Raw genomic sequence first — 24,197 nt, 5'->3', positions numbered from 1 at the left:
AGACCACCTAACTTTAAACGATAACAAGGGCTTGGAGTTTTCTAATTTTGACCTCAGTTAATAATGGGGGTATTACCTACCCATCCCGTGCCATAATCTCTTATAATCAAACTCAATCGAATTTTTAAGATGAATTATGGCTTTACTGATCTTGCAAAAAGAACATGACGAAAGTAGTTTTTGCCCGCTTTGCAAAGCATCAATGTTTCTTGTATCAGCGGAATTGAATGATGAACCTGTAGAATATTTTGAATGCACTCATTGTGAGCATAAAATTTCAGATTCAGTCCACTGCCAATGTCAAGCCTGCTCTCAAGCATTACTCGAAGCAAAAACAAAAATCACCCCAAAAAAGGTACTTAATGTCAGAAATCTTTGTAGCTTATATTTAATTGATAAATTATTTTTGTTGGCCATTTTAGACAAAATTATTTTAAATGATCATTTTCAAAGTGAATGTATTAATTTTGAAAAAATAAAATGGGAAAAAGTTACCTCAACATATTCTCTCCAAAATACGATTTTATATCGTTTAGAGAAATACAATGTCATTACAAAAAAGAAAATGGTGACATTAAAAGACAATGAACATGATTTTTATCTTAATGTCCGTGTGGATCGTTTTTTAGAGCCTTCATTATATACAATCTATCAAAAGTTAAGACAATGGTTCTTTGAAGATTTTAAATATGGTGCACCTTTTCAGCAAGCTGAAGAAGTACATAGCACGCTATTTATTATTTTCTATCATGAAATTTTAGAATTCACTCAATATTATTGTAAACGCTTAGGGGTTAAATTTGCAGGGAATAAAAAATTTAAAGAATATTGCGATTATTTACTCAACTATTTATCGTTGGGGCAAATCTATTATATGGTGCAAACTGCATTAGATTATTTACACTCACAAAAAACAGCACTTGATCCACTCAATACTGATTTTAATAATACCAATAAACTGCGTAAAACCTTAGAGGAATACCGAAAAAATTCAATTCATAAAAAATTTGAAATTTCGACTTTACCTCGTCCTTACGATTTACATTTTAGTCGTGTCAGTCAAATATTTTTATTTCACTTACTTAAACTTGACGAAAACTATGTTGCACAAACAATTCCTGTGATTTGGCAAAATATCAAACCACGTATAGAATTTTTCTCAAAGTTTAATTGTATGCATTGTGGATCTACAGATTTAAGTATTGAATATGATGATCATCATTCAATCTCGACTTTCTGTAATCGCTGTAAGCATCAAGATCACTATTTTACCAAATAAGGAATGCATATGAATCAGCTTGAAAATATTCACACGATTCAATCTACTCCAACCCTGATTCAAACAGATACATTACGAGCAGAAGTCATCACGGCGTGGACACAATTACAAATGCAACAACCACTTGTGCATTGTATTACCAATAGTGTTGCAGCAAATTATGCAGCGAATGTACTTTTGGCAGCAGGCGCTTCACCTGCCATGATTGATAATCCCTTTGAAGCAGAAAGTTTTGCCAATATTGCGGCTGCACTCAGTATTAATTTAGGGACACCGACTTCTGAGCAAATGCAAGCCATAAAAATTGCAGCACAAACCGTTACTGCAAAATCAACACCTTGGGTGCTTGACCCTGTGGGATATGGTGCATTTTTAAAATGGCGCAGTGCCATGGTCGATGAATTGTTGTTATTACACCCCACAATCATTCGTGGCAATGCCTCTGAAATCAGTGGTCTAGCAGGAAATCAAGTCCAATCTAAAGGTGTAGATAGCAGTATTGCCAGTCATGAAGTTTATCAACAAGCTATCCCCCTTTTGGCACATTGTGAATGTGTTGCGATTTCAGGTGAGTCCGATTTTATTTTATCAAAAGAACACAATGCCGTGATTCAAGTCAATGGCGGTAGCTATTTACAACCTAAAATCACAGCAACAGGTTGTGCCTTAGGTGCATTAATTGCAGCCTATAGTGCTGTTTCTACTCCCACAATTGCAACACTTTCTGCACATGTTCATTTTGCCATTGCAGGAAAACTGGCTTTTAGCAAAGCGCAGTCTGTAGGTAGTTTTAATGTCGCTTTTTTAGATGCAATTTATGAACTCAATGCAGAAACGATCCAGCAATATGCAGATTTTGAAATATTAAATATCGAATAATTTTGAGATGCTGATGAAAATAGATCAAGATCAGGATTAAAAAAATTAAATCTATCTTTAGAAAAATATGCAGATAAAATAATCAAATGTATTTTTGGTTATTTATGTATCACGATCTGCATTTTTCTTTATTCGTTAAATTTGAAGAAAACCTATGATCAATATAAATACTCAAGCAGTTGGTTTTTATTTTCATTTCTTCTTCCAAGTGCAGTTTTTTATTGGTTATTCTATTAGTGCTTAGAAAATAAATATTTTCATTTCAAAAAATCTGACCCACGTGAACAACATAAATGAACTCCATACTTTTAAACCAAATTCAAAACATTGAAAGCTATTGGAAATTTCCAATCTCAGATACATATCAACAAATCCTCCTTGAACACATCCAAGAATGTCCAATGTTTGAAGTTGAATATTTCGATGAATATGAACAAGAGGAAATATATATCTGTTTTTACAATTGTTTTGACTTAATAGAACGTAATCAAACCTATCAAATACAAAATTTTGAAGCAAATTTTTGAATGGTTGGACAACAAGGTAACTTAGGCTATTTCATTTCCCAGCATCAGCATGATTTGACTTTATATCAATTAGATTTAGGTTCATTAGGATCCCTTCCTATGCAAGTTTTGATTACAGACTTTCGAGCGTTATTTAACATTTAAAAGTCATTATTTTTCAGTCTTTTTATGACTTTCACATGAAATAAGTCGGAAAAGAGCATATGGATTTAAAATATATTGCAATTAAAAAAGCGAATCGCTACAGCACTATTTTTATTTATGATAATCTTTCAAAAAACCAATAATCTAGACCATCATGAACCGTAAAACTCAACAAGATATGCAAGGTTTGTTGCAATATTTTTATCAAAAAAAATTGCCACCTTTGGGTTTAAAGTATGCCGAAGCACTGTTTAAAATTAATCCTGATTTTAGTGATGAAAGTTTACACGACATTGATACCTTGTTAATTGCTTTACATCGTCAAAATGTCCGCCCTAATGATCTAGTGACGCAACGAAATGGGTTAAATTTTTTAATGATGTTGATTGCTTATCTTGGTGATGTTCTTGCGCAAAGAACCCATTATCCTGTGCAATGGTACAATTATCACGAAGCGATTAAAATTTTACCTTCAGATGATGAACTCCCTCTCGACTTTTTTAGTTCAATGGTCGCTTTGATCAATCATCAAGTTTGCTTACCTTTAGCTGTTATTGCAGATGTTCTGCATCACGGTGAAAATGCTGAAAAAACATGTCTCAGTTATGTTCATTTACGCCAAAGTATTATTGAAAAAAATCATACACAAAATATCAATGAAAATTGTGCTGAATATATTCAAGCGCTACAACAACATCGCTATCTATCAGGTGGCAATGCTTATCATCAAGCAACCGACTTAATAGACTTTGATTTTTCTTTAGTCAGTCTGCAAAAAATTGATTTGCTGCTCAACCGCATTCGTCAGTATGAACAACTCAATGAAGCAAGCTATGCAACCTTTATGCAGGACAAAGAGAAATTAAACTTCTTAGTTGCACTCAGTTATTATTTAGGGACAACGATTGCCCATCAAACGTTGAGTAGCGTGAAATGGTTTAGTTTTGAAGAATATAAAGCATTACTCAGTCAAGAGGATGATGAAGAGTTTCGCTATGAACTTGCACAAGTCTTTGTCTTCCAAAATCAAATTTCTTATCCAATGTCGGTACTGACTGCTATTTTATTTGACGCTAAGCAGCCCGTTCAGAGTTGTTTAACATATGTGCAAAAATACATTGATCTTTCCACGCAAAGTTTGGTGTATTTCCCTTCAGCTTTAAAAGATATACAACAACCTGAAATCACTGCAAATATTACCCAAGCATTTAAACATGCTGGTTTTTTAGCAGCTTATGCCAGTTTCATGCTTGATGGGTCAAGTTTAGACCCCTGCTTATTGGTTAGTAAAGACCATAAAGTTCAAATTATCAAACTCATGCAAGACAATCCACGAGAGCTTGCATTTGCTGAACTTGAACAGAACCCACACGGTTATCCATTTCAACTGTTTTGTGAAGATATTCACGCCTATCTACCCACAGGGCGTACGGATGCAATTTATCTAAAAATACAAATCTATACTCCCATAGAAACCACAGTCAGTTTAGTCATTCCTTATACAAAGACTGCTGACAATAAAATTGAGCATATTTACTCAGTGGTTCAATACACCTCTTCTAATTTATCACTCGCACAATTTGATGCAGCAATGACAACCTTTTACCAAAATGCTTTTGAGTTTCAAGACAGCTTTACCCAACAGTCATTTTGGCAAGCACATTTCCAAGAGAATATTCTACGAAAACCAGCGAGTTTTTTATTCAACGACACACAAAGCGATGAATTTAACTCAGCACTTCAAACCTTATACCCAATCAAAATGGTCGAAACGCCAAAACCGTCCATTACATTAGAAAATACTTCTCAGGAAAATGCCGCTCAAGAAAATAAAGCACAGCTCGAAAATACTTCTGTTACAGAATTGCCAGAGGTCAGTCATCCTGCCCTACTCAAAGCCCTCGACATTTTAGCGAGCAGTGAAGATGACCCAGAGAAAAGCCAACAAGCCATTGGAATTATTTCTAGCTTAATCATCAATAATGACCCTGAAGCCATGCAATTAATGGCACATTTTCATGCTGACGGCAAATATGTTGAAAAAGATCCTAAACAAGCTTTTTTCTATTTGGTGGAAGTGGCTAAATTACAAATGGATGAAAGCTCATTTAAAGATGCCATGCGCTTTTATGCATCCCCCGTGCACGCTTTAGATAAAACTGACCCTGACGTTGAAGAATGGTTATTGGGTTTAGCCGCAGACTTTGATCGAGCAACCGCAGAAAAACCAGAGATTGCACAATTAAATAGCAGCAGCTCGCGTAGACGGGTTATACAAAAAGCTGATCAGCCTTTAACAACAGCGCAATGGATCAATCGGTTTTTAATTGGAATCAGTGTGATCCTAATACTGATGATTCTCTTTAAGTAAAATATTATAAGATTGAAAATAGCACGTAAAAGTATTGTCTATTTTCAATCTTAAATTTTTGACATCTTGATTTGCAATTTTTTGCTTTAAACAACAGCAATCAGATCCACGACATGCACAATATCTTGTTGTACCGTAAAACTTACATCTAAACCCGCAAATTTCATTTTATAAATCCGATGTTCATCATCTTGATAAGCTGGACGAGGGTCTAAAGACAACACTTGCTCAAGTTCATTTTGCATTTGTGGGGTGATTTTCTGTATTTTCAGTAAATGCTTGAATGCCAATTGTACATTTTCAGACCAAACAACTTTTTTTCGATCTGGTTCTTGCTGAGCATAACCACTTTTTGCATCCATGATTGCATCGGAATACTGAATATAAGGCTTAATATCCAAAATCGGTGTAGCGTCTAATAAGTCACTGCCTGTCACATAAACCCGTAGCGATTTTCCAACCTTTTTCACATGTTTAAGTTGTACTACAGATAAACCTATTGGTGCAGGACGATACATACTCCGTGTGGCAAAGATCCCTATTTTTTGATTCCCCCCCAATCGCGGTGGTCTAACTTGTGGTCTAAATTTATGATTTTCATTGCTATTTTTATTTTCATGAAATTGCCAAACCAACCATAAGTGACTGAATGCTTCAATTCCTTCAAAAGCCAATAGGTCATTATAGGGGGCTTGCATTTCAATATAAGATTCAACCTGAACTAAGTTCGGTTGGCGAGGAATACCAAATTTTTCTTGGTAAGGTGAATGCATATAACCAATTATAGGTAAACAAAGATCAGACATAATCACTTTTTCTGATAAGCTCAATTAAATATATTCAGTTTATCGAGAATGATTTTAGATTAGAATAGTAAGCTGTTCTAATTTGATAATTTATTGAGACCTTTAATGGCTGCTTTCAACGTCGAAAAGATTACTCACGTACACCACTGGAATGACACTTTATTCAGTTTTAAAACAACACGTGACACTTCACTCCGTTTTAAAAATGGTCAATTTGTGATGATTGGGCTTGAAGTGAATGGTAAGCCTTTAATGCGTGCATATTCAATCGCAAGTGCTAACTATGAAGAAGAACTTGAATTCTTCTCAATCAAAGTACCTGATGGTCCTTTAACTTCTATTTTACAAAAAGTAAAAGTAGGCGATGACATTTTAATTTCCAAAAAACCAACAGGTACATTGGTATTGGATGATCTAAATCCGGGTAAAAACTTATACTTATTGTCTTCAGGTACAGGTCTTGCGCCGTTCCTTTCTACTATTCGTGATCCTGAAACATACGAGCGTTTTGAAAAAATCATTGTAGTGCATGGCACTCGTTTTATTTCAGAATTGGCATATCAAGATTTAATTTTAAATGAAGTTCCTAACCATGAATTTTTCTCAGAATTGGGTGCAAAAGAAAAATTAATCTATTATCCAACAGTGACACGTGAAGAATTCCACACCCAAGGTCGTGTAACCACTGCAATTGAAACTGGTCAATTATTTGAAAAAATTGGTTTACCACGTTTCAACCCAGAAACTGACCGTGCAATGCTCTGTGGTAGCCCTGCTTTCCTTGATGATGTTGCAGCATTGCTTGATCAGCATGGCTTAAAAGAATCACCTAAAATGGGTGTGCTCGGTGACTATGTGATCGAACGTGCATTCGTCGAAAAATAAGCTTTTAAAATATGATGAAAAACCGAGTCTATGTACTCGGTTTTTTGATGCCGTAAGTTGAATCAAAAAAATCGAGGCATTAACCTCGATTTTTATTTTTCATAGACAGGATAAGCTTGATTATTTTTTCACACATTCAATCGGTTCTACAACCTTAAAAGGCTTCATCACTTGCAATATCATTTTATTTTTGCTTAACGCTGCAATTTGCGCCGCTGCATTTGGGTACTGCTCATATTCTTTTTTCAGTGCTTGTTCATAAGTTTTGTCATCAGAATCTACTTTTAACAATTTAGTCTTAGTAAAAACAAGCATTTGATCTTGATCAAGCGCCCAAGCACTTTTTGTTTTCATGCTGGTATGAATGGTTTTCTTCTCATTGCCAAATTGAATTTTTGAGTCGGAAAAATAGGTTCCATTTTCATAATATTGGTCATTCGATTTTATAATCACATTATTATTTTTAATAATTTGTGTACATTCCCACTCTCCTGTGATGGCAGAGGTATCGATTTCTACAGCATGTGCAAAGCTTTGTGTCATTAGCGCAACAAGCAATGCACCACCAAGAAAAGAATATGTTTTTTTATACATCGTTACGTTCTATTTTATGAAAAAATTTCCTAAAGTTTAGCTGAATTTTTTTATGAATTGTTAATTTCAAAAATAATAAATTTGCCCCATAAACTCTCTATTATGAAATATCGAGGTATAGCATCACAGTGATTTATACCTCGACATGGTATTTCAATTATTCATCAGCATTTTCATCTTCATCAGCTGCTTCGACTTCATGCAACATACTTAAACTGGTCGCTGTAGATGCCCCATTTTGCTGATTTCGTGTAGCTTTTAACTTAATCTGTAAACGTAATTCATTGGTTGAATCTGCATTTCTCAGTGCTTCGTCATAACTAATCGCACCTTCATTGTATAAATCAAATAATGCCTGATCAAAAGTTTGCATACCAAGCTCACGCGACTTGGTCATGATTTCTTTAATTTCATGAAAATTACCTTTTAAGATCACATCGGAAATTAAAGGTGTATTGAGTAAAATTTCAACTGCTGCTCTACGTCCATCGTTATTTTCAGTGCGAATCAAACGCTGTGAAATAATGGCTTTCATATTTGATGATAAATCCATTAACAGCTGATTACGGCGCTCTTCAGGGAAAAAGTTAATAATACGGTCTAAAGCTTGGTTGGCATTATTTGCATGCAGAGTACCTAAACACAAATGTCCTGTTTCAGCAAAAGCAATGGCATGTTCCATGGTTTCTGTATCACGGATCTCACCAATTAAAATGACATCGGGCGCCTGACGTAAGGTGTTTTTCAATGCATTGTGCCAAGTATGACAATCTACACCAACCTCACGATGGGTAATCATCGATTTTTTATGCTTATGCACATATTCCACAGGGTCTTCAACCGTAATAATATGCCCTGCTGAATTTTCGTTACGATAGTCAATCATCGCTGCCAATGACGTCGACTTTCCTGAACCTGTCCCACCCACCACAAGGACCAAGCCACGTTTTTCCATAATCACATGTTTCAGTGATTCAGGTAATTTCAGTTTGGTAAAATTTGGAATTTCAGCAGTAATGGTACGAATCACCATACCGACTTGTAATTGTTGTTGAAAAACATTGACTCGAAAACGCGAAACGTTAGGTACACTGATGGCAAAATTACATTCAAGTTCTGTTTCAAAATCTTGACGTTGTTTGGCATTCATCAGGCTATAAGCAAAAAGTTTAGCTTTTTCTGCTGTGAGCTCTGGTTGCCCTAGAGATTTCATCAAGCCCTGATGCTTAATACTGGGTGGGAAATCTGCCGAAATAAACAGATCTGAACCGCCAAATTCAACCACTTTACTAAGCATGTGAAACATATAGCGTTGTGCTTCTTGCAATAATTCAGCTGTATACATAACTTCCCCGATTTTTCTTTAAATGAATGATTTTTAATCAGCTTATTTTGTAGAAATAGCGACTAATTTTTTTGGGCATTCTGTCACATTTTTAGCCTTATTCTCAACATATTTTCATGATTTTGCTCGTACAAGTCATCAAAACCACTCTAAAAAATAGCCCTGATTCAATCCTTTCTATACTGTGTTTGCTCCTAAATAAAATATTTTTGAGAATGCATAAAAAAACCAAGGTCAAATGCCTTGGTTCTTATAAAAAATACGATGTAAAATTCAGATGATTTTACTCAATATGCGTTATTCTGCAGAAATATCCTCAAACAACACAGACGATAAATAACGCTCCCCCCCATCAGGTAAAATAACAACAATGGTTTTTCCTGCATTTTCAGGACGTGCAGCCAATTTTGCTGCTGCTGCCAATGCTGCACCACTTGAGATTCCTACAAAAATACCTTCTTGTGTCGCTGACTGACGTGCAAAATCAATCGCTTCTTGATTTTCAATGGCAATGACTTCATCGACTAAGTCTAAGTCTAAATTTTTAGGAATAAAGTTTGCACCAATCCCCTGAATTTTATGAGGTCCAGGAGTAAGTGCTTCTCCACGTTTGGCTTGACCAATGATTGGTGAATCCGCAGGTTCAACAGCAACAGAGTAAATAGGCTGATTTTTCACTTGCTCAAAATAACGTGAAATACCCGTGATGGTTCCACCAGTCCCCACACCTGCGACTAAAATATCAACTTTACCGCCTGTTGCAGCAAAAATTTCTGGACCTGTGGTTTTCTCATGAATAGCTGGATTGGCAGGATTTTCAAATTGTTGCGGCAAATAATATTGTTCAGGATGTTCTGTCACTAAACGTACAGCTTCATCAATTGCGCCTTTCATGCCTTTTGCAGGTTCAGTCAGCACTAAATTCGCACCAAGTGCTTTCAACACTTTACGGCGCTCTATACTCATACTTGCAGGCATGGTTAAGGTAATTTCATAGCCTTTTGCAGCAGCCACATACGCCAATGCAATCCCTGTATTACCACTGGTTGGTTCTACGATATGCATCCCTTTTTTCAGTTTTCCACTTTTTTCAGCATCTTCAATCAAAGCTGCCCCAACACGGTCTTTCACAGAAAATGCAGGATTACGACTTTCAATTTTGGCTAAAATAGTTGCACCATGCGCTGCTAAACGGTTAATGCGTACCAATGGTGTATTACCAATTGCATCTGCATTGTTGGCATAGACTGCAATGCCTAGATTTTCAGTTTGTGGGAAATGAGTATCAGTCGCCATGCGCTATCCTTAATTTATCAATCATCTTATTTATATAGCACTATCATAACGCCTTTTGTTGTATCGTTGATATTCCGTAAAGTGATTTATTTATAAAAATTTGTGAATAGTTTATTTGATAAAAATCAAATGCCTAGTTTTATACAATGTTTGCCTCATCGATTTATTTTATCCCCTTTATTAAAACAGAATATTTTCTTAAATATTGATGCTCTGTTGATGTACCCATCTATATATAAATTCTTTTATACATTTTTCTTCACTTTAGCCCATAATAGTCAGCATAAAGACATCGTGTTGAGATTTATATGGCAAACAATGCTTATCAAAAATTTTATCGCCAATTTACCAAAAAAGTTTTAGATAAAATTGTCAGCCCTCAAGTGCTTGGTGATACACAAGCCTTAGAAAATACATTAAAAGAACAAGATGCGAAACAACTGCCGATTTGCTATGTCATTCAGGACAATTCAACATCAAATAAAGTTCTGATTGATAATGAAACAGAGAAACGCAGCTTACATTCTGCTTTTTCTGCGCTTAGGCTCAAGGAACACCAAGAGGATGATTCTTTTTTAGTACTAGAAGCCTCGACCCACAATGCCTCTGCTTATTATCCAGATAAATTAATACGGTTAGTGGAGTATTTATTAAAGCATAAAGAGGAAGATATTTTATTTGTTCCTGTCACCATTTTGTGGGGACGTGCGCCTGAAAATGAAGACAGTTGGTACAAAGCTTTAATGGCAGATGCTTGGACCAAACCGACAGGGATTAAACAAGCGTTAAATATCACCTTATATGGTCGCGAAAATTATATTGAGTTTCATCAAGCCATTTCACTACGTACATTAATCAATAGTGCTTTAGAAGTCGCACCAAACTTTGCACCTGCGCATTATGTCGTTAAACAACTTAACCAGTCTTTTAATCAATATAAAGAAGCTATTTTAGGGCCTGATATTTCTGACCGCCGTAATGTGATTAACAAATTACTCACCTCAGATGTGATCAAAGAAGCTGTTTTAACTGAAAGTATTCATAAAAAAATAAGTCTGCAAGATGCTGAAGCGTTAGCGAAAAAGTATTTAGATGAAATCGTTTCTGACTTTTCATACTCAACATTGCGTTTTGCTGAAATTGCCCTGACCAAACTCTGGACGCAGCTTTACGATGGTATTCAGGTACATAATTTTGAAGTCGTGCGTGAGCTGGCTAAAGATTATGAAATTGTTTATACGCCATGCCACCGTAGCCATATTGACTATTTATTGTTGTCCTATGTGATTTATAAACGTGGCTTGATGGTGCCGCATATTGCCGCAGGAATTAACCTCAATATGCCTGTCGTGGGACAACTCATGCGTGGGGCGGGTGCTTATTTTATTCGTCGCAGTTTTAGTGGTAATGCACTCTACACAGCTGTTTTTAAAGAATATGTACATAGCCTACTCAGCCGTAATACCCCTTTAGAATATTTTATTGAAGGTGGACGCTCTCGTACAGGTTTATTACTTCCTGCCAAAAAAGGCATGTTGGCAATGACCATTCAAAGTCATTTGCGTGGCAACAGTAAACCAATTGCCTTTATTCCAACCTATTTTGGCTATGAAAAACTGATCGAAGGTTCTTCTTATATTAAAGAACTGGGTGGGCAGAAAAAACAGTCCGAATCACTCTTTGGTTTACTCAAATCGATGCAAAAAATCGAAAAAGTGTTTGGAATGGTGCATGTTAATTTTGGTGAACCCGTATTTCTCAAACCCATTTTAGACAAGAACCAAGTGCCTCAACATGTTGGTTTAGAAGAAGATTTACCTTCATCAGTCAAAATTGCAGTCAATGAAGTTGCCGATAAAATTTTAGAAAATATCAATAAAGCCGCGGTCATTAACCCTGTAAATTTAATTGCGACTATTTTACTGAATGCGCCAACACACGCTTTGGCTGAGCGTGATGTTTTATTACGGCTAGAACAGTTTAGAAATTTACTTAAATATCATGTCTATGATGAAAGAATGCAAATCACAGCGCTTTCAAACCATGAAATTATTCAGTATGCGATTAAACTTAAACAGGTTGAATTTATTGAACATGATAATGAGCGTTGGCTGAAAGTGTGTAACCAACAAGAGGCTTTGCTTAAATATTTTAGCAATAATATTCTGCATACCTTGATTTTACCTGCACTGATTGCTCATATTTTAACAGCACAAAGTGAGCCACACATTGAAAAAATCAGTAAAGACGAATTGTTCAATGCGGCTTTACAACAATATCCTGAACTACAAAAAATGTACTTCTTGAAATGGCAAGCCGATGAAATCAGCGTAGAAATCAAGCATATTTTAGATTATTTTGTGACTGAAAAATTGATTCAGATTGATGATCAAACGATTTTCATTCATCAAGCAGATGATACTTTGCGCTTATTAAAAGCGTTTGCCCATTTGTACACAGTGAACTCAACACATTAATTTTAAGCAAGTTTAAACGAATCCATTAGAAACCGAAGTTACTGCTTCGGTTTTTTTATTTCACTGCAAAAGTACCAAAATAATTTAAAACTTGCGCAAAATTTTCCACAGACTTAAAGCCGATATGTCTTAATAACTGATGCAATGCTTGATTCGAAATTAAGCAAAAATCATCTTGTAAACGCTCAATCATGGCTTGGCTTTGTTTTTCCGAAAGTCCTGTCAATTCGGCTAAATGCTGCAAAGTTTTCAATTGTTGTATATTTTCAATTTGCATCAAGTCATAGCTCAAACATACAGCCTGATCTTTTAAAGCATGATAAATATCTTGAAAATAAAACTTTTTTTCAGTTTCAGGAATAAAATGTGAAACTAAAATGGACAATGCAGCATCAAATTTTTGTGCTGTATGACTCAGCCCTGAGGTATCGCTATGCAAAAACTGTACATGTGTCGCTAAGTTTTCAGACTCAAGCCGTGATTTGGCTTTTTCAAGCATATTTTGAGCAGGATCGATGGCGGTAAATCTCCAATGTGGAAATTGAGCTGCCAAATAACACAGCTCATGCCCTGTACCACAGCCCACCACTAGAACTTCAGCACGTTCAGGTAAGCGTGCTTTGAGTAAAGCATGAACTTGTAAATGGATCAGTTCATAACCTGGGATGAGTTTTCGAATATGCTCATCATAACTTTCTACAACTTGAGGGTGATTAAAGTTTTTTGCCATGTTTTTTTGCCATGTTTTTATAACTATTGTATTGCAAATAAATGAAACGCACCAAGCCAAAACAATATCACTTGCAATAGAACTTAGTGCGACTTTGGATCACTTAAATTTTAAGCGATTTCTTTTAAATTTAATTCATTACGCATAAATTCTTGAAGTTTAAATTTTTGCGCTTTTCCTGAAGCAGTCATCGGAAACTCAGTAAAGAATCGCACATATTTCGGCACTTTATTATGTGAAATATGCTCCTTACAATACTGACGAATGCATTCTTCTGTCACCTGATGATGATCATGTAAAATAATACACGCACATAACTCCTCACCATAACGTGGATCAGGTAAACCAATCACTTGCACATCAGATACATCAGGATGGGTATATAAGAAGTCTTCGATTTCTTTCGGGAACAAGTTTTCTCCGCCACGAATCACCACATCTTTAATGCGCCCTTTAATTTTAACAAAACCTTCTTCATCCATTTCAGCAATATCACCCGTATGCATCCACTTCGCAACATCAATCACTTCTTTGGTTTTTTCTTCATCTTCCCAATACCCCAACATCACTGAATAACCACGTACACACAATTCACCGAGTTTGCCACGAGGTACAATTTTTCCTTGCTCATCGATGATCTTCACTTCAAGATGAGGTTTGACCCGCCCTACTGTGCCCACACGGCATTCAATCGGGTCTGTGGTTGAAGTCTGCATACTGACAGGTGCAGTTTCAGTCATACCATAACAAATGGTAATTTCACTCATATGCATACGATCAATCACACGTTGCATGATCTCACGTGGACATGGACTACCAGCCATAATGCCTGTACGTAAACTACTTAAATCAAACTGATCAAATGTTTCTTCTTCGAGCATGGCAATAAACATGGTCGGTACACCATAAGCTGCTGTACATTTTTCTTGTTCAATGGCTTTTAAGCTTGCCAACGAATTAAACACGGCGGATGGATACACCATGGTTGAACCATGCGTGATACAGGCAAGATTACCCATCACCATACCAAAACAATGAAACAGTGGCACAGAAATACACACACGATCTTGTGGTGTTAAATGAATGCCTTCTCCCACAAAATAACCATTATTTAAAATATTATTGTGGGTTAACATGGTCCCTTTGGGATTCCCTGTTGTACCCGAAGTAAACTGAATATTAATGGTTTCATCAAATTGTAGGTCTTGTGCAATTACCTGTAATTGCTTTAGTTCTTGTTGGCTAGGTTGGCTTAGCAAGTCTGAGAAACGATGAATACCTTCATGCTGTTGCTCATCTATTTTGATCACATATTTTAAATGAGGAACTTTCTCAGCATTTAAAACTTTATCCTGTGCAGTCTGAATTTCAGGGGCAATTTGAGTCAGTACTTGCTGATAATCAGAGCTTTTAAAAACTGAAGCAATGATCAACCCTTTACATGAAACTTTATTCAGTACGTATTCCAACTCATTTTTTTTATAAGCAGGATTAAGATTGACCAAAATAATGCCTGCTTTAAAAGCAGCAAACTGGGCAATCGTCCATTCCACACAGTTGGGAGACCAAATCGCAAGGCGATCACCTTTTTGAAGCCCTAAACGCAATAAACTACAGGCAAAGGCATTGACTTGATCTTGCAGCTCTTGATAACTGAGCCTGATATTTTGATGAAGACTGATCACCGCATCCTGATCAGCATACATCTGACATGCTTCATCAAATTTTTCACCAATCGTCATCCCTACTAAAGGTTGTTGACTTGTTCCATATGCGTAACTTAACCGTACTTGCGACATTGAATCATACTCCTTGATTCTTTGTGATTTTGCTTTTCTAATCTCTAATCTAATTGTTTTCCTTGATCACTTGTCGAAACAGATTTTATGTGTATTTAAAACGTTAAATAAATATTAATCCTCCTTGCTTTGCATCGCATTTACACAAAAATCGGCAATCTGTTTCACAAAATAATCTTTATAGGACTCATCAAACATCACATTTCTTGAAGGATTTAAAGGTTCAATCACCACAAATGTCATTGCACCCACTACACAAAGTGCAGCTGTATTTAAATCTTCAAAACCGAATTCACCTGTGGTTTTTCCTTGAGCCAAAATTTCCTTCATGCTTTGTTTGATCAATTGTTTACTACGAAAACGACCATGCTCTAACTCTGGGTCGACAGGTTCAAACATCAGTGAATATGCCAGTTGTGGACTATTCATTGCACGCTTAACAAAAGTCGTAACTGCTTTATGTAACTTTTGCGTCGCAGTGAGCTCACCTGCCGCAATATGATTCAAAATATCAACTTCAACATGGATTGCATCATCTAACACCTCTATCAGCACTTGGCTTTTATTGGCAAAATAACGATAGACCAAGCCGCTTGATACGCCTGCTCGGTCAGCAATCGCTTGTATCTGTGCATCTTTAAATCCACCTTCAGCAATTAATTCACGTGCAGACTGCAAAATCGTTTTGCGATTTTGTTCCATTCGCTCTTGCATTAAAGATGATCGTTTATAGCTCATATTTTGTATTCTCAACCAATTAAAATGAATTGTAAATCAATTTTTGAATTTATATTCACTTTTTCAAAAAAAACATGTATTGTAAATTTAGCAACAAGAAAAAGTGTTTTTTGGCACAACAACTAAAACCGTTAGGATGACAGGATGATGAACCTACACAGTATTGATTTTGGATTGGATGAAACATTAATTGCACTCCGTGATTCAGTGGCTGCTTTCTGTGCAAAGGAAGTTGCACCGCTTGCTAAACAAGTCGATCAAGATAACTTATTCCCCCATCACCTTTGGAAAAAATTTGGTGATATGGGACTTCTGGGTTTAACCGTAAGCGAAGAATATGGGGGTACAAACTTAGGTTATCTTGCACATATTTTGGTTATGCAAGAAATTTCTCGTGCTTCAGCGGCTATCGGCTTGTCTTATGGTGCACATTCTAACCTATGTGTGAATCAAATTAACCGTAATGGCAATGCAGATCAAAAACAACGCTATTTGCCAAAATTGATTTCAGGTGAATATGTAGGCGCACTTGCAATGTCTGAACCGAATGCAGGTTCTGACGTGGTCAGTATGAAACTCAAAGCCGAAGATGCTGGGGATCATTTTATCTTAAATGGCTCGAAAATGTGGATCACCAATGGTGGCGATGCTGATGTTTTAGTGGTGTATGCTAAAACCGATCTTGCCGCAGGTGCAAAAGGCATGACCGCATTCCTTGTTGAAAAAAATATGGAAGGCTTTAGTCATGGTTCACACCTCGACAAACTCGGTATGCGTGGCTCAAACACCTACCCGCTATTCTTTGATAATGTCAAAGTACCAAAAGAAAATGTCTTAGGTGGTGTTGGTAATGGCACAAAAGTCCTGATGAGTGGCTTGGACTACGAACGCGCTGTTCTCAGTGGTGGGCCTCTTGGCATTATGGATGCCTGTTTAGATGTCGTCATTCCTTACATTCATGACCGTAAACAATTTGGACAAGCTTTAGGTGAGTTCCAACTCATGCAAGGCAAAATTGCCGATATGTATTCAACATGGTTAGCGTCTAAAGCGTTGGTCTATGCCGTCGGTGCTGCATGTGACAAAGCGGATCATGATCGTGGTTTACGTAAAGATGCGGCAAGTGCAATTTTATATTCTGCTGAAAAAGCGACATGGATGGCAGGTGAAGCAATTCAAACTTTAGGTGGCAATGGTTATATCAATGAATATGACACAGGTCGTCTATGGCGTGATGCAAAACTCTATGAAATCGGCGCGGGTACATCAGAAATTCGCCGGATGTTGATTGGTCGTGAATTATTCAATGAAACCAAATAATTGAACTTAATTTTCAAATGATCTTGGCATTGAAATCAATTTCAAGATCATTTCAACAACAGCTCTGCTGAACCAATAGTCGAATATAAAAAAGACAAGGACGTTCCTGATGAATCAAATACAAAGCAAAATTAATATTCGAAGCGAAGATTTTAAAGCCAATCAAGCGGCGATGCAGCAACTGGTCGATGATCTTAAGCAAAAAGTCGCAACCATTGCTTTGGGTGGTGGTGAAAAAGCCCGCGAAAAACATATTGCACGAGGCAAACTCTTGGCACGTGATCGTATTGATCAACTGATTGATGCAGGTACAGCTTTTTTAGAAATCGGTCAAATTGCTGGTTTTAATGTCTACGCTGATGATGTCCCTGCTGCGGGTGTCGTGGCAGGTATCGGGCAAGTCCAAGGCGTAAGCTGTATGATCGTGGCAAATGATGCAACGGTGAAAGGTGGAACCTATTATCCACTCACAGTGAAAAAGCATTTACGTGCGCAAGAAATCGCTGAACAAAACCATTTACCGTGTATTTATATGGTGGACTCAGGTGGTGCTTTCTTACCGATGCAAGATGAAGTTTTTCCTGACCGCGACCACTTTGGACGTATCTTCTACAACCAAGCGCGTATGTCGAGTATGGGCATCGCTCAAATTGCGATTGTGATGGGCAGTTGTACCGCAGGTGGTGCTTATGTGCCTGCCATGTCAGATGAAACCATTATTGTGCGTAATCAAGGGACGATTTTCTTGGGTGGACCTCCTCTCGTTAAAGCAGCGACGGGAGAAGTCGTGACTTCAGAAGACCTCGGTGGCGGTGATGTACATACACGTCTTTCAGGTGTTGCCGATCATTTGGCTGAAAATGATGAACACGCGATCTTAATTGCACGCAATATCGTTAAAAATTTAAATAAAACGCCAAATCAAAATAATATTGAAATCGAAGAACCGCTTTATGCAGCAGAAGAACTCTACGGCATCATTCCAACGGATACCCGTAAACCTTTTGATATTCGTGAAGTCATTGCTCGTATTGTGGATGGTTCACGTTTAGACGAGTTTAAAGCACGTTTTGGCACAACACTCGTCACAGGTTTTGCTTCAATTTATGGCATGAAAGTCGGCATCATTGCCAACAACGGGATTCTATTTTCAGAGTCTGCACAAAAAGGCGCTCACTTTATTGAACTGTGTACACAGCGCAATATTCCTTTGTTATTCCTGCAAAATATTACAGGCTTCATGGTGGGTCGCCAGTATGAAAATGAAGGCATTGCCAAACATGGTGCAAAACTAGTTATGGCTGTAGCAACTGCAAATGTACCGAAAATCACCATGGTAATCGGGGGTTCATTTGGTGCAGGGAATTATGGCATGTGTGGTCGTGCCTACTCGCCTCGTTTCCTCTGGACTTGGCCAAACTCGCGTATTTCGGTGATGGGTGGCGAACAAGCTGCAAGTGTGCTCTCCACTTTAAAACGTGACCAAATTGAATCTAAAGATGAAAGCTGGAGTGCTGAACAAGAAGATCAATTTAAACAACCGATTCGTGATCAATACGAGCATCAAGGTCACCCATATTATGCGTCTGCACGCTTATGGGATGACGGTGTGGTTGACCCTGCTCAATCTCGTCATGTTTTAGGTTTAAGTTTAGCGGCTGCACTCAATGCACCGATTTTACCAACCAAGTTCGGCGTGTTCCGTATGTAAGGAGTGCAAAATGGATTTTCAGTATTTACAACTCGAACAACAGCAGCAAGTCGCAACGGTTTGGATCAATCGTGCCGAATTGCATAATGCCTTTAATACCCAAGTCATTGAAGAATTAAACCAATGTTTTCAGCATCTAAATACACGTGATGACATTCGCGTGGTGGTTTTAGCAGGTCGTGGCAAAAGCTTTTCTGCGGGTGCTGACCTGAATTGGATGAAACAAGCAGGTGAAGCCTCACAAGCAGACAATGAAGCTGATGCTTTAAAACTGGCAAAAATGCTGCAAAGTTTAGCGACGTTAAAACAACCGACCATTGCGCGTGTGCATGGTGTCGCGTTTGGTGGAGGGATGGGATTAGCTTCTGCCTGTGATATTTGTATCGCCAGCACTGATGCAAAATTTGCAACCTCGGAAGTACGCTTGGGTCTAGCCCCTTCAACCATTAGCCCTTATGTGATCCGTGCCATTGGCGCACGTCAAGCATCACGTTATTTCCTCACTGCTGAGCGTATTTCGGCAGAACAAGGCAAAGCGATTGGTTTAGTGCATGAAGTGACCACACCTGAAACTTTAGATGAAAAAGTAAATGAAATTGTGAGCACGTTATTGTTGGGTGGACCACAAGCACAAGCCGCTTCAAAAAAACTGATTCAAATGGTTAGCCAAGAAAGTTTAACCGAAGATTTACTCGTTCAAACCGCTCAGCATATCGCACATGTACGTCAAGGTGCTGAAGCGAAAAATGGATTACAGGCGTTTTTAAATAAACAAAGCCCTGAATGGATTACAAACAGTACAGAATAAGGACAACACCATGTTTGAAAAGATTTTAATTGCCAATCGTGGCGAAATTGCTTGCCGTGTCATTCGTACTGCAAAGAAATTAGGCATTGCAACGGTAGCAGTATATTCAGATGCAGATGCTAACTCACAGCATGTCAAACAAGCAGATGAAGCGGTTTATATTGGTGAATCCCCTGCTTCACAAAGTTATTTACAAGCAGATCGGATCATTCAAGCGGCTTTAGATACAGGTGCGCAAGCAATTCATCCCGGTTATGGTTTCTTGTCTGAAAATGATCAATTTGCCCTTGCTTGTGAAAAAAATAATATTGTGTTTATTGGACCTCCTGTTGCTGCAATTTTGGCAATGGGGCTTAAAGCGACTTCAAAAGCCTTGATGGAAAAAGCAGGTGTGCCTTTAACACCAGGCTATCATGGCAGCAACCAAGATGCAGCATTTTTAAAACAACAAGCCGATGGTATTGGCTACCCTGTTTTAATCAAAGCCAGTGCAGGCGGTGGCGGTAAAGGCATGCGTTTGGTTGAGCGTGAAGCTGACTTTTTAGATGCCCTGTCTTCGTGTAAAAATGAAGCAAAATCGAGCTTTGGTAATGATGAAGTTTTAGTTGAACGTTATGTGGTCAATCCCCGCCATGTCGAAGTGCAAGTCTTTGGTGACTCACACGGTAACTATGTGCATTTATTTGAACGTGATTGCTCTGTACAACGCCGTCATCAGAAAGTACTCGAAGAAGCACCTGCCCCAAAAATTGCTGAAGAAAAATTGGAAGCCATGCGTAAAGCTGCGATTGATGCAGCCAGTGCCGTGAATTATGTCGGTGCTGGAACAGTTGAGTTCATCGTTGAACAAGATGGTACAGCGTACTTCATGGAAATGAATACCCGTCTTCAAGTTGAACATCCTGTGACTGAAATGATCACAGGGCAAGACTTGGTTGAATGGCAGCTGCGTGTTGCAAGCGGTGAACCATTACCCAAATTACAACATGAACTCAGCATCAACGGTCATGCCATCGAAGCACGAATCTATGCCGAAGAACCTGAAAAAGGTTATCTCCCTGCGATTGGGAAAATTCGCTACTTACATTATCCTACGCAAAATGAACATGTTCGTGTTGATAGCGGCATTGTGCAAGGTGATGAAATCACGACTTATTATGATCCAATGATTTCTAAACTGATCGTATGGGGTAAAAATCGTGATGAAGCCTTAGTCCAAATGCATCATGCACTTGGGCATTTCCATGTAGAAGGTTTGGGCAATAACATTGCATTTTTAGACCGAATTATCCGTTGCGATTCATTTAAAAATGCTGACTTAGATACCAACTTAATTCAGCGCGAAGATGAGTTTTTATTTAAAAACATTCGCAATGCGGATACCAATCTCATCATCACCGCAGCATTTACCGAGCTTTTAAGCCGATTTAAAGCCAATAAAACTGCAAATAATCCTGTTTGGCAAAATCAATCCATTTGGCGTTTGAACCAAGCCAACCGATACCCTGTCAAATTTAATTTGGCTGGGCATGAAATTATCGTCCATTTCCGCCCCGTTGCTGATCAATTCATTGCTGAATATCAAGATTTACAACTACAAATCTCGGGTCAATTACTCAATGAAAATACAGTACACATCGACCTCAATGGTCTAAAGCAAAAAATTGCGTTTAGCCGTAATGAACAAGCTTTAACGGTATTTTCAAATGCACAAAATTACATTTTTGAACATATTCAGCCAAAAATCAGCAATGAAGACAGTTCAAGTAATGAAAGTAATTTAAAAGCACCGATGCCAGGTGTTATTACCAAAGTCTTGGTTTCAGCGAAAGATCAAGTGAAAAAGGATGATATTTTACTGACACTTGAAGCGATGAAAATCGAATATACCATTCGTGCGCCACAAGACGGCGTGATTGCAGCGGCCTATTTCCAAGCGGGTGATCAAGTCAAAGCGGGTGATGAATTGGTTGAATTTGAATTACTCACGGAGAATGTGGCATGACTTTAGCGCACGACAACTTCGTGAAAATCGTTGAAGTCGGTCCTCGTGACGGACTACAAAACGAGAAAACACCTTTGACACTCGAACAACGTAAAGCCTTAATTTTAGACTTAATGCAAACAGGACTGACTTCAATTGAAGTCGGCTCTTGTGTCTCAGCAAAATGGGTGCCGCAAATGGCAAATAGCGACCAACTCTTTGCCGAATTACCGAAAGATCCTAATATTGGTTTTAGCTTACTCACGCCTAATCTTAAAGGTTTTGAAGCTGCGCTTGCGGTTGGCTGCCAAGAAGTTGCTGTCTTTACTGCGGCTTCTGAAAGTTTTACCCGTAAAAATATCAACTGCTCAATCGATGAAAGCTTTGAAAAATTTGCTGATGTTCTCGCCGCAGCCAAAGCCAACAACGTCAAAGTTCGTGGTTATGTCTCATGTATCGTCGATTGTCCTTATGAAGGTGCAATTGACCCGAAGCAAGTCGCAAAAGTCACCCAACAATTGTATGACATGGGTTGTTATGAAGTTTCTTTAGGTGAAACCATCGGCACAGCAACGCCTGATCGTGTTAAAAAAGTCTGGGAGGCATGCCTTGCTGAGTTAGATGCAAAAGTACTTGCAGGACATTTCCATAATACCTATGGCATGGCGATTGCCAATATTTACCAATCGCTTGAGCAAGGCATCCGCGTTTTTGACTCCTCTATTGCTGGGCTGGGGGGTTGCCCTTATGCCAAAGGTGCTTCAGGCAATGTGTCAACCGAAGACCTATATTATTTACTGTCGAAAATGGGCTTCGAAACAGGAATTAATTTAGAGGCACTCATGCAAGCAAGTCGAAATATCAGCCAAGTTCTAAACCGACAAAATCCTTCAAACTACGCCAATGCCTATTGGCAAACTCAATGCGCTTCGTGATATAAACCATACATAAGTGCAAGAAAAATTAATGGAATAAGATCGTAATAACAAGGTGAAATATGCTCAATAAAGTTTATGCAAATGCAACGGATGCATTACAAGATATTGTCCAAGATGGGCAAACTTTAGCCGTTGGCGGTTTTGGTCTCTGCGGTATGCCTGAAGCTTTAATCTCAGCATTAAAAGCAACAGGTGTCAAAGACCTGACATGTATTTCCAATAACGCTGGTGTGGATGGTTTTGGTCTAGGTTTATTGTTAGAAACCAAACAGATCAAAAAAATGATCGCCTCTTATGTCGGTGAGAACAAAGAGTTTGAACGTCAGTTTTTAAATGGTGAACTTGAAGTTGAACTGACACCACAAGGCACTCTGGCAGAAAAACTACGTGCAGGTGGTGCAGGTATTCCTGCTTTTTATACCCAAGCAGGTGTCGGGACTTTAGTTGCCGAAGGCAAAGAAGTCCGTAATTTCAATGGCAAAGATCACATTTTAGAAGAATCACTCACTGCAGATATTGCCTTAGTGAAAGCCTACAAAGCAGATAAAGCAGGGAATTTAATTTTCCGTAAAACCGCACGTAATTTTAATCCTGATTGCGCCACCGCAGGAAAAATCACCGTGGTTGAAGTAGAAGAATTAGTTGAAGTCGGTGAGCTAGATCCAGATCATGTGCATCTGCCAGGAATTTATGTGCATCGTATTATTGTCAATGCTCAGCCTGAAAAGCGCATTGAACAATTGACATTAAAATCAGAGGGATAAAGTCATGGCTTGGACACGTAATGAAATGGCACAACGTGCTGCACAAGAACTTGAAAATGGTTTTTATGTCAATTTAGGCATCGGATTACCGACCCTTGTGGCCAATTATATCCCTGAAAATATGGATGTTTGGCTACAATCTGAGAATGGTTTACTCGGCATTGGCGAGTTTCCAACAGAAGAAACAGTGGATGCAGACCTGATTAATGCAGGTAAACAAACAGTCACCGCACGCTCAGGTGCTTCATTTTTCGCAAGTTCACAATCTTTTGCCATGATTCGTGGCGGCAAAGTCAATATTGCCATTTTAGGGGCAATGGAAGTTTCTGAAACAGGTGACCTTGCCAATTGGATGATTCCCGGCAAAAAAGTCAAAGGGATGGGCGGTGCAATGGATTTGGTTGCAGGTGTACAAAAAGTCGTAGTGTTAATGGAGCACTGTGCTAAAGATGGTTCACCTAAAATCGTAAAAAACTGCGAGCTCCCATTAACAGGAAAAGGCGTGGTTGACCGTATTATTTCTGATTTAGGTGTTTTTGATGTCACCGAACAAGGGATTAAATTGGTTGAACTTGCCGAGGGTGTCACATTGGATGACGTACAAAAAGTCACTGGTGTGAGCATCTTATAACTACTGTAGGATTGCTGAGATGCCCATGAGACAGGGGCGAACTAAAATCACATCAATACCTGTGAAAACATAAGTCTTTAAATGCCTTATGTTTTCCCTATTATAATGTTTTTCACATAAAAAATATTTATCTATTAAATCAATACCACTAATTGTACATCAGGCATGCAT

At 38.1% G+C, this 24,197-nt stretch carries 21 protein-coding genes; 14 read left to right on the top strand and 7 right to left on the bottom strand.

Annotated features, from left to right (window positions below):
* The first annotated feature begins 136 nt into the window (after nt 1-136).
* The 5 genes from HX129_RS12410 (at nt 137) to HX129_RS12390 (ending at nt 5,200) form a co-directional block, all read left to right on the top strand.
* Nucleotides 137-1,279, top strand: a complete 1,143-nt coding sequence (locus tag HX129_RS12410) for a hypothetical protein (RefSeq protein WP_286435156.1) — start codon at nt 137-139, stop codon at nt 1,277-1,279.
* Nucleotides 1,280-1,288: 9 nt separating this feature from the next.
* Nucleotides 1,289-2,158, top strand: coding sequence for a hydroxyethylthiazole kinase (thiM, locus tag HX129_RS12405; protein WP_286435157.1), 870 nt, complete (start codon nt 1,289-1,291; stop codon nt 2,156-2,158).
* A 293-nt stretch (nt 2,159-2,451) separates the two neighbouring features.
* Nucleotides 2,452-2,685, top strand: coding sequence for a hypothetical protein (locus tag HX129_RS12400; RefSeq protein WP_286436210.1), 234 nt, complete (start codon nt 2,452-2,454; stop codon nt 2,683-2,685).
* The gene (locus HX129_RS12395) at nt 2,686-2,829 is read left to right on the top strand and encodes a hypothetical protein (protein WP_286436209.1); all 144 of its coding nucleotides are present in this window, start codon (nt 2,686-2,688) and stop codon (nt 2,827-2,829) included. It begins immediately after the preceding gene.
* A 154-nt stretch (nt 2,830-2,983) separates the two neighbouring features.
* Nucleotides 2,984-5,200, top strand: coding sequence for an SEL1-like repeat protein (locus HX129_RS12390; protein WP_286435158.1), 2,217 nt, complete (start codon nt 2,984-2,986; stop codon nt 5,198-5,200).
* An 86-nt stretch (nt 5,201-5,286) separates the two neighbouring features.
* Here the strand turns inward: HX129_RS12390 and tsaA are convergent, their stop codons facing one another.
* Entirely contained in the window at nt 5,287-6,006 is a 720-nt protein-coding gene (gene tsaA / locus HX129_RS12385) for a tRNA (N6-threonylcarbamoyladenosine(37)-N6)-methyltransferase TrmO (protein ID WP_286435159.1), read from the bottom strand.
* 105 nt (nt 6,007-6,111) lie between these two features.
* Here tsaA and HX129_RS12380 point away from each other — a divergent pair, with 105 nt between their 5' ends.
* Nucleotides 6,112-6,891 (top strand): ferredoxin--NADP reductase, encoded by a 780-nt coding sequence (locus HX129_RS12380; RefSeq protein ID WP_130073701.1) that lies wholly within the window; start codon nt 6,112-6,114, stop codon nt 6,889-6,891.
* A 120-nt stretch (nt 6,892-7,011) separates the two neighbouring features.
* Here HX129_RS12380 and HX129_RS12375 read toward each other — a convergent pair whose 3' ends face one another.
* From HX129_RS12375 to cysK, 3 genes are all read right to left on the bottom strand, one after another.
* Nucleotides 7,012-7,485 (bottom strand): hypothetical protein, encoded by a 474-nt coding sequence (locus HX129_RS12375; RefSeq protein ID WP_286435160.1) that lies wholly within the window; start codon nt 7,483-7,485, stop codon nt 7,012-7,014.
* A 157-nt stretch (nt 7,486-7,642) separates the two neighbouring features.
* A complete protein-coding gene (locus HX129_RS12370; RefSeq protein WP_286435161.1) occupies nt 7,643-8,830 on the bottom strand; it encodes a PilT/PilU family type 4a pilus ATPase in 1,188 nt (395 codons plus the stop codon).
* 297 nt (nt 8,831-9,127) lie between these two features.
* The gene (gene cysK / locus HX129_RS12365) at nt 9,128-10,126 is read right to left on the bottom strand and encodes a cysteine synthase A (protein ID WP_180045434.1); all 999 of its coding nucleotides are present in this window, start codon (nt 10,124-10,126) and stop codon (nt 9,128-9,130) included.
* A 308-nt stretch (nt 10,127-10,434) separates the two neighbouring features.
* Here cysK and plsB point away from each other — a divergent pair, with 308 nt between their 5' ends.
* Nucleotides 10,435-12,603, top strand: a complete 2,169-nt coding sequence (plsB, locus tag HX129_RS12360) for a glycerol-3-phosphate 1-O-acyltransferase PlsB (protein ID WP_286435162.1) — start codon at nt 10,435-10,437, stop codon at nt 12,601-12,603.
* A gap of 55 nt (nt 12,604-12,658) precedes the next feature.
* Here plsB and HX129_RS12355 read toward each other — a convergent pair whose 3' ends face one another.
* From HX129_RS12355 to HX129_RS12345, 3 genes are all read right to left on the bottom strand, one after another.
* Complete coding sequence (locus tag HX129_RS12355) at nt 12,659-13,333, bottom strand: class I SAM-dependent methyltransferase (RefSeq protein ID WP_180045432.1); 675 nt, start codon at nt 13,331-13,333, stop codon at nt 12,659-12,661.
* Between the two features lie 110 nt (nt 13,334-13,443).
* The gene (locus HX129_RS12350; RefSeq protein WP_286435163.1) at nt 13,444-15,132 is read right to left on the bottom strand and encodes an AMP-binding protein; all 1,689 of its coding nucleotides are present in this window, start codon (nt 15,130-15,132) and stop codon (nt 13,444-13,446) included.
* A 114-nt stretch (nt 15,133-15,246) separates the two neighbouring features.
* Complete coding sequence (locus HX129_RS12345) at nt 15,247-15,870, bottom strand: TetR/AcrR family transcriptional regulator (protein ID WP_130073708.1); 624 nt, start codon at nt 15,868-15,870, stop codon at nt 15,247-15,249.
* A gap of 147 nt (nt 15,871-16,017) precedes the next feature.
* On the opposite strand from HX129_RS12345, the gene HX129_RS12340 reads away from it, so the two are divergent.
* The 7 genes from HX129_RS12340 to HX129_RS12310 all read left to right on the top strand — a co-directional run bounded on the left by HX129_RS12340 (nt 16,018) and on the right by HX129_RS12310 (nt 24,026).
* Entirely contained in the window at nt 16,018-17,190 is a 1,173-nt protein-coding gene (locus tag HX129_RS12340) for an isovaleryl-CoA dehydrogenase (protein ID WP_130073709.1), read from the top strand.
* A 109-nt stretch (nt 17,191-17,299) separates the two neighbouring features.
* A complete protein-coding gene (locus tag HX129_RS12335) occupies nt 17,300-18,901 on the top strand; it encodes a carboxyl transferase domain-containing protein (RefSeq protein WP_286436208.1) in 1,602 nt (533 codons plus the stop codon).
* A 10-nt stretch (nt 18,902-18,911) separates the two neighbouring features.
* Nucleotides 18,912-19,709: an enoyl-CoA hydratase/isomerase family protein gene (locus tag HX129_RS12330; protein WP_286435164.1), complete on the top strand. Its 798-nt coding sequence runs from the start codon at nt 18,912-18,914 to the stop codon at nt 19,707-19,709.
* A gap of 10 nt (nt 19,710-19,719) precedes the next feature.
* Nucleotides 19,720-21,714 (top strand): acetyl/propionyl/methylcrotonyl-CoA carboxylase subunit alpha, encoded by a 1,995-nt coding sequence (locus HX129_RS12325; protein ID WP_286435165.1) that lies wholly within the window; start codon nt 19,720-19,722, stop codon nt 21,712-21,714.
* The gene (locus tag HX129_RS12320; protein WP_286435166.1) at nt 21,711-22,628 is read left to right on the top strand and encodes a hydroxymethylglutaryl-CoA lyase; all 918 of its coding nucleotides are present in this window, start codon (nt 21,711-21,713) and stop codon (nt 22,626-22,628) included. The genes HX129_RS12325 and HX129_RS12320 overlap by 4 nt, the downstream gene beginning before the upstream one ends.
* A 62-nt stretch (nt 22,629-22,690) precedes the next feature.
* Nucleotides 22,691-23,395, top strand: a complete 705-nt coding sequence (locus HX129_RS12315) for a CoA transferase subunit A (protein ID WP_130073714.1) — start codon at nt 22,691-22,693, stop codon at nt 23,393-23,395.
* Between the two features lie 4 nt (nt 23,396-23,399).
* Nucleotides 23,400-24,026, top strand: coding sequence for a CoA transferase subunit B (locus tag HX129_RS12310; RefSeq protein WP_130073715.1), 627 nt, complete (start codon nt 23,400-23,402; stop codon nt 24,024-24,026).
* The last annotated feature ends 171 nt before the right edge of the window (nt 24,027-24,197 follow it).

Source organism: Acinetobacter sp. 251-1 (genome assembly GCF_030329305.1).
Lineage (GTDB): Bacteria > Pseudomonadota > Gammaproteobacteria > Pseudomonadales > Moraxellaceae > Acinetobacter > Acinetobacter piscicola_A.
The sequence above is the reverse complement of the archived record's forward strand: the minus strand, read 5'-3'. Positions and strand labels throughout refer to the sequence as shown.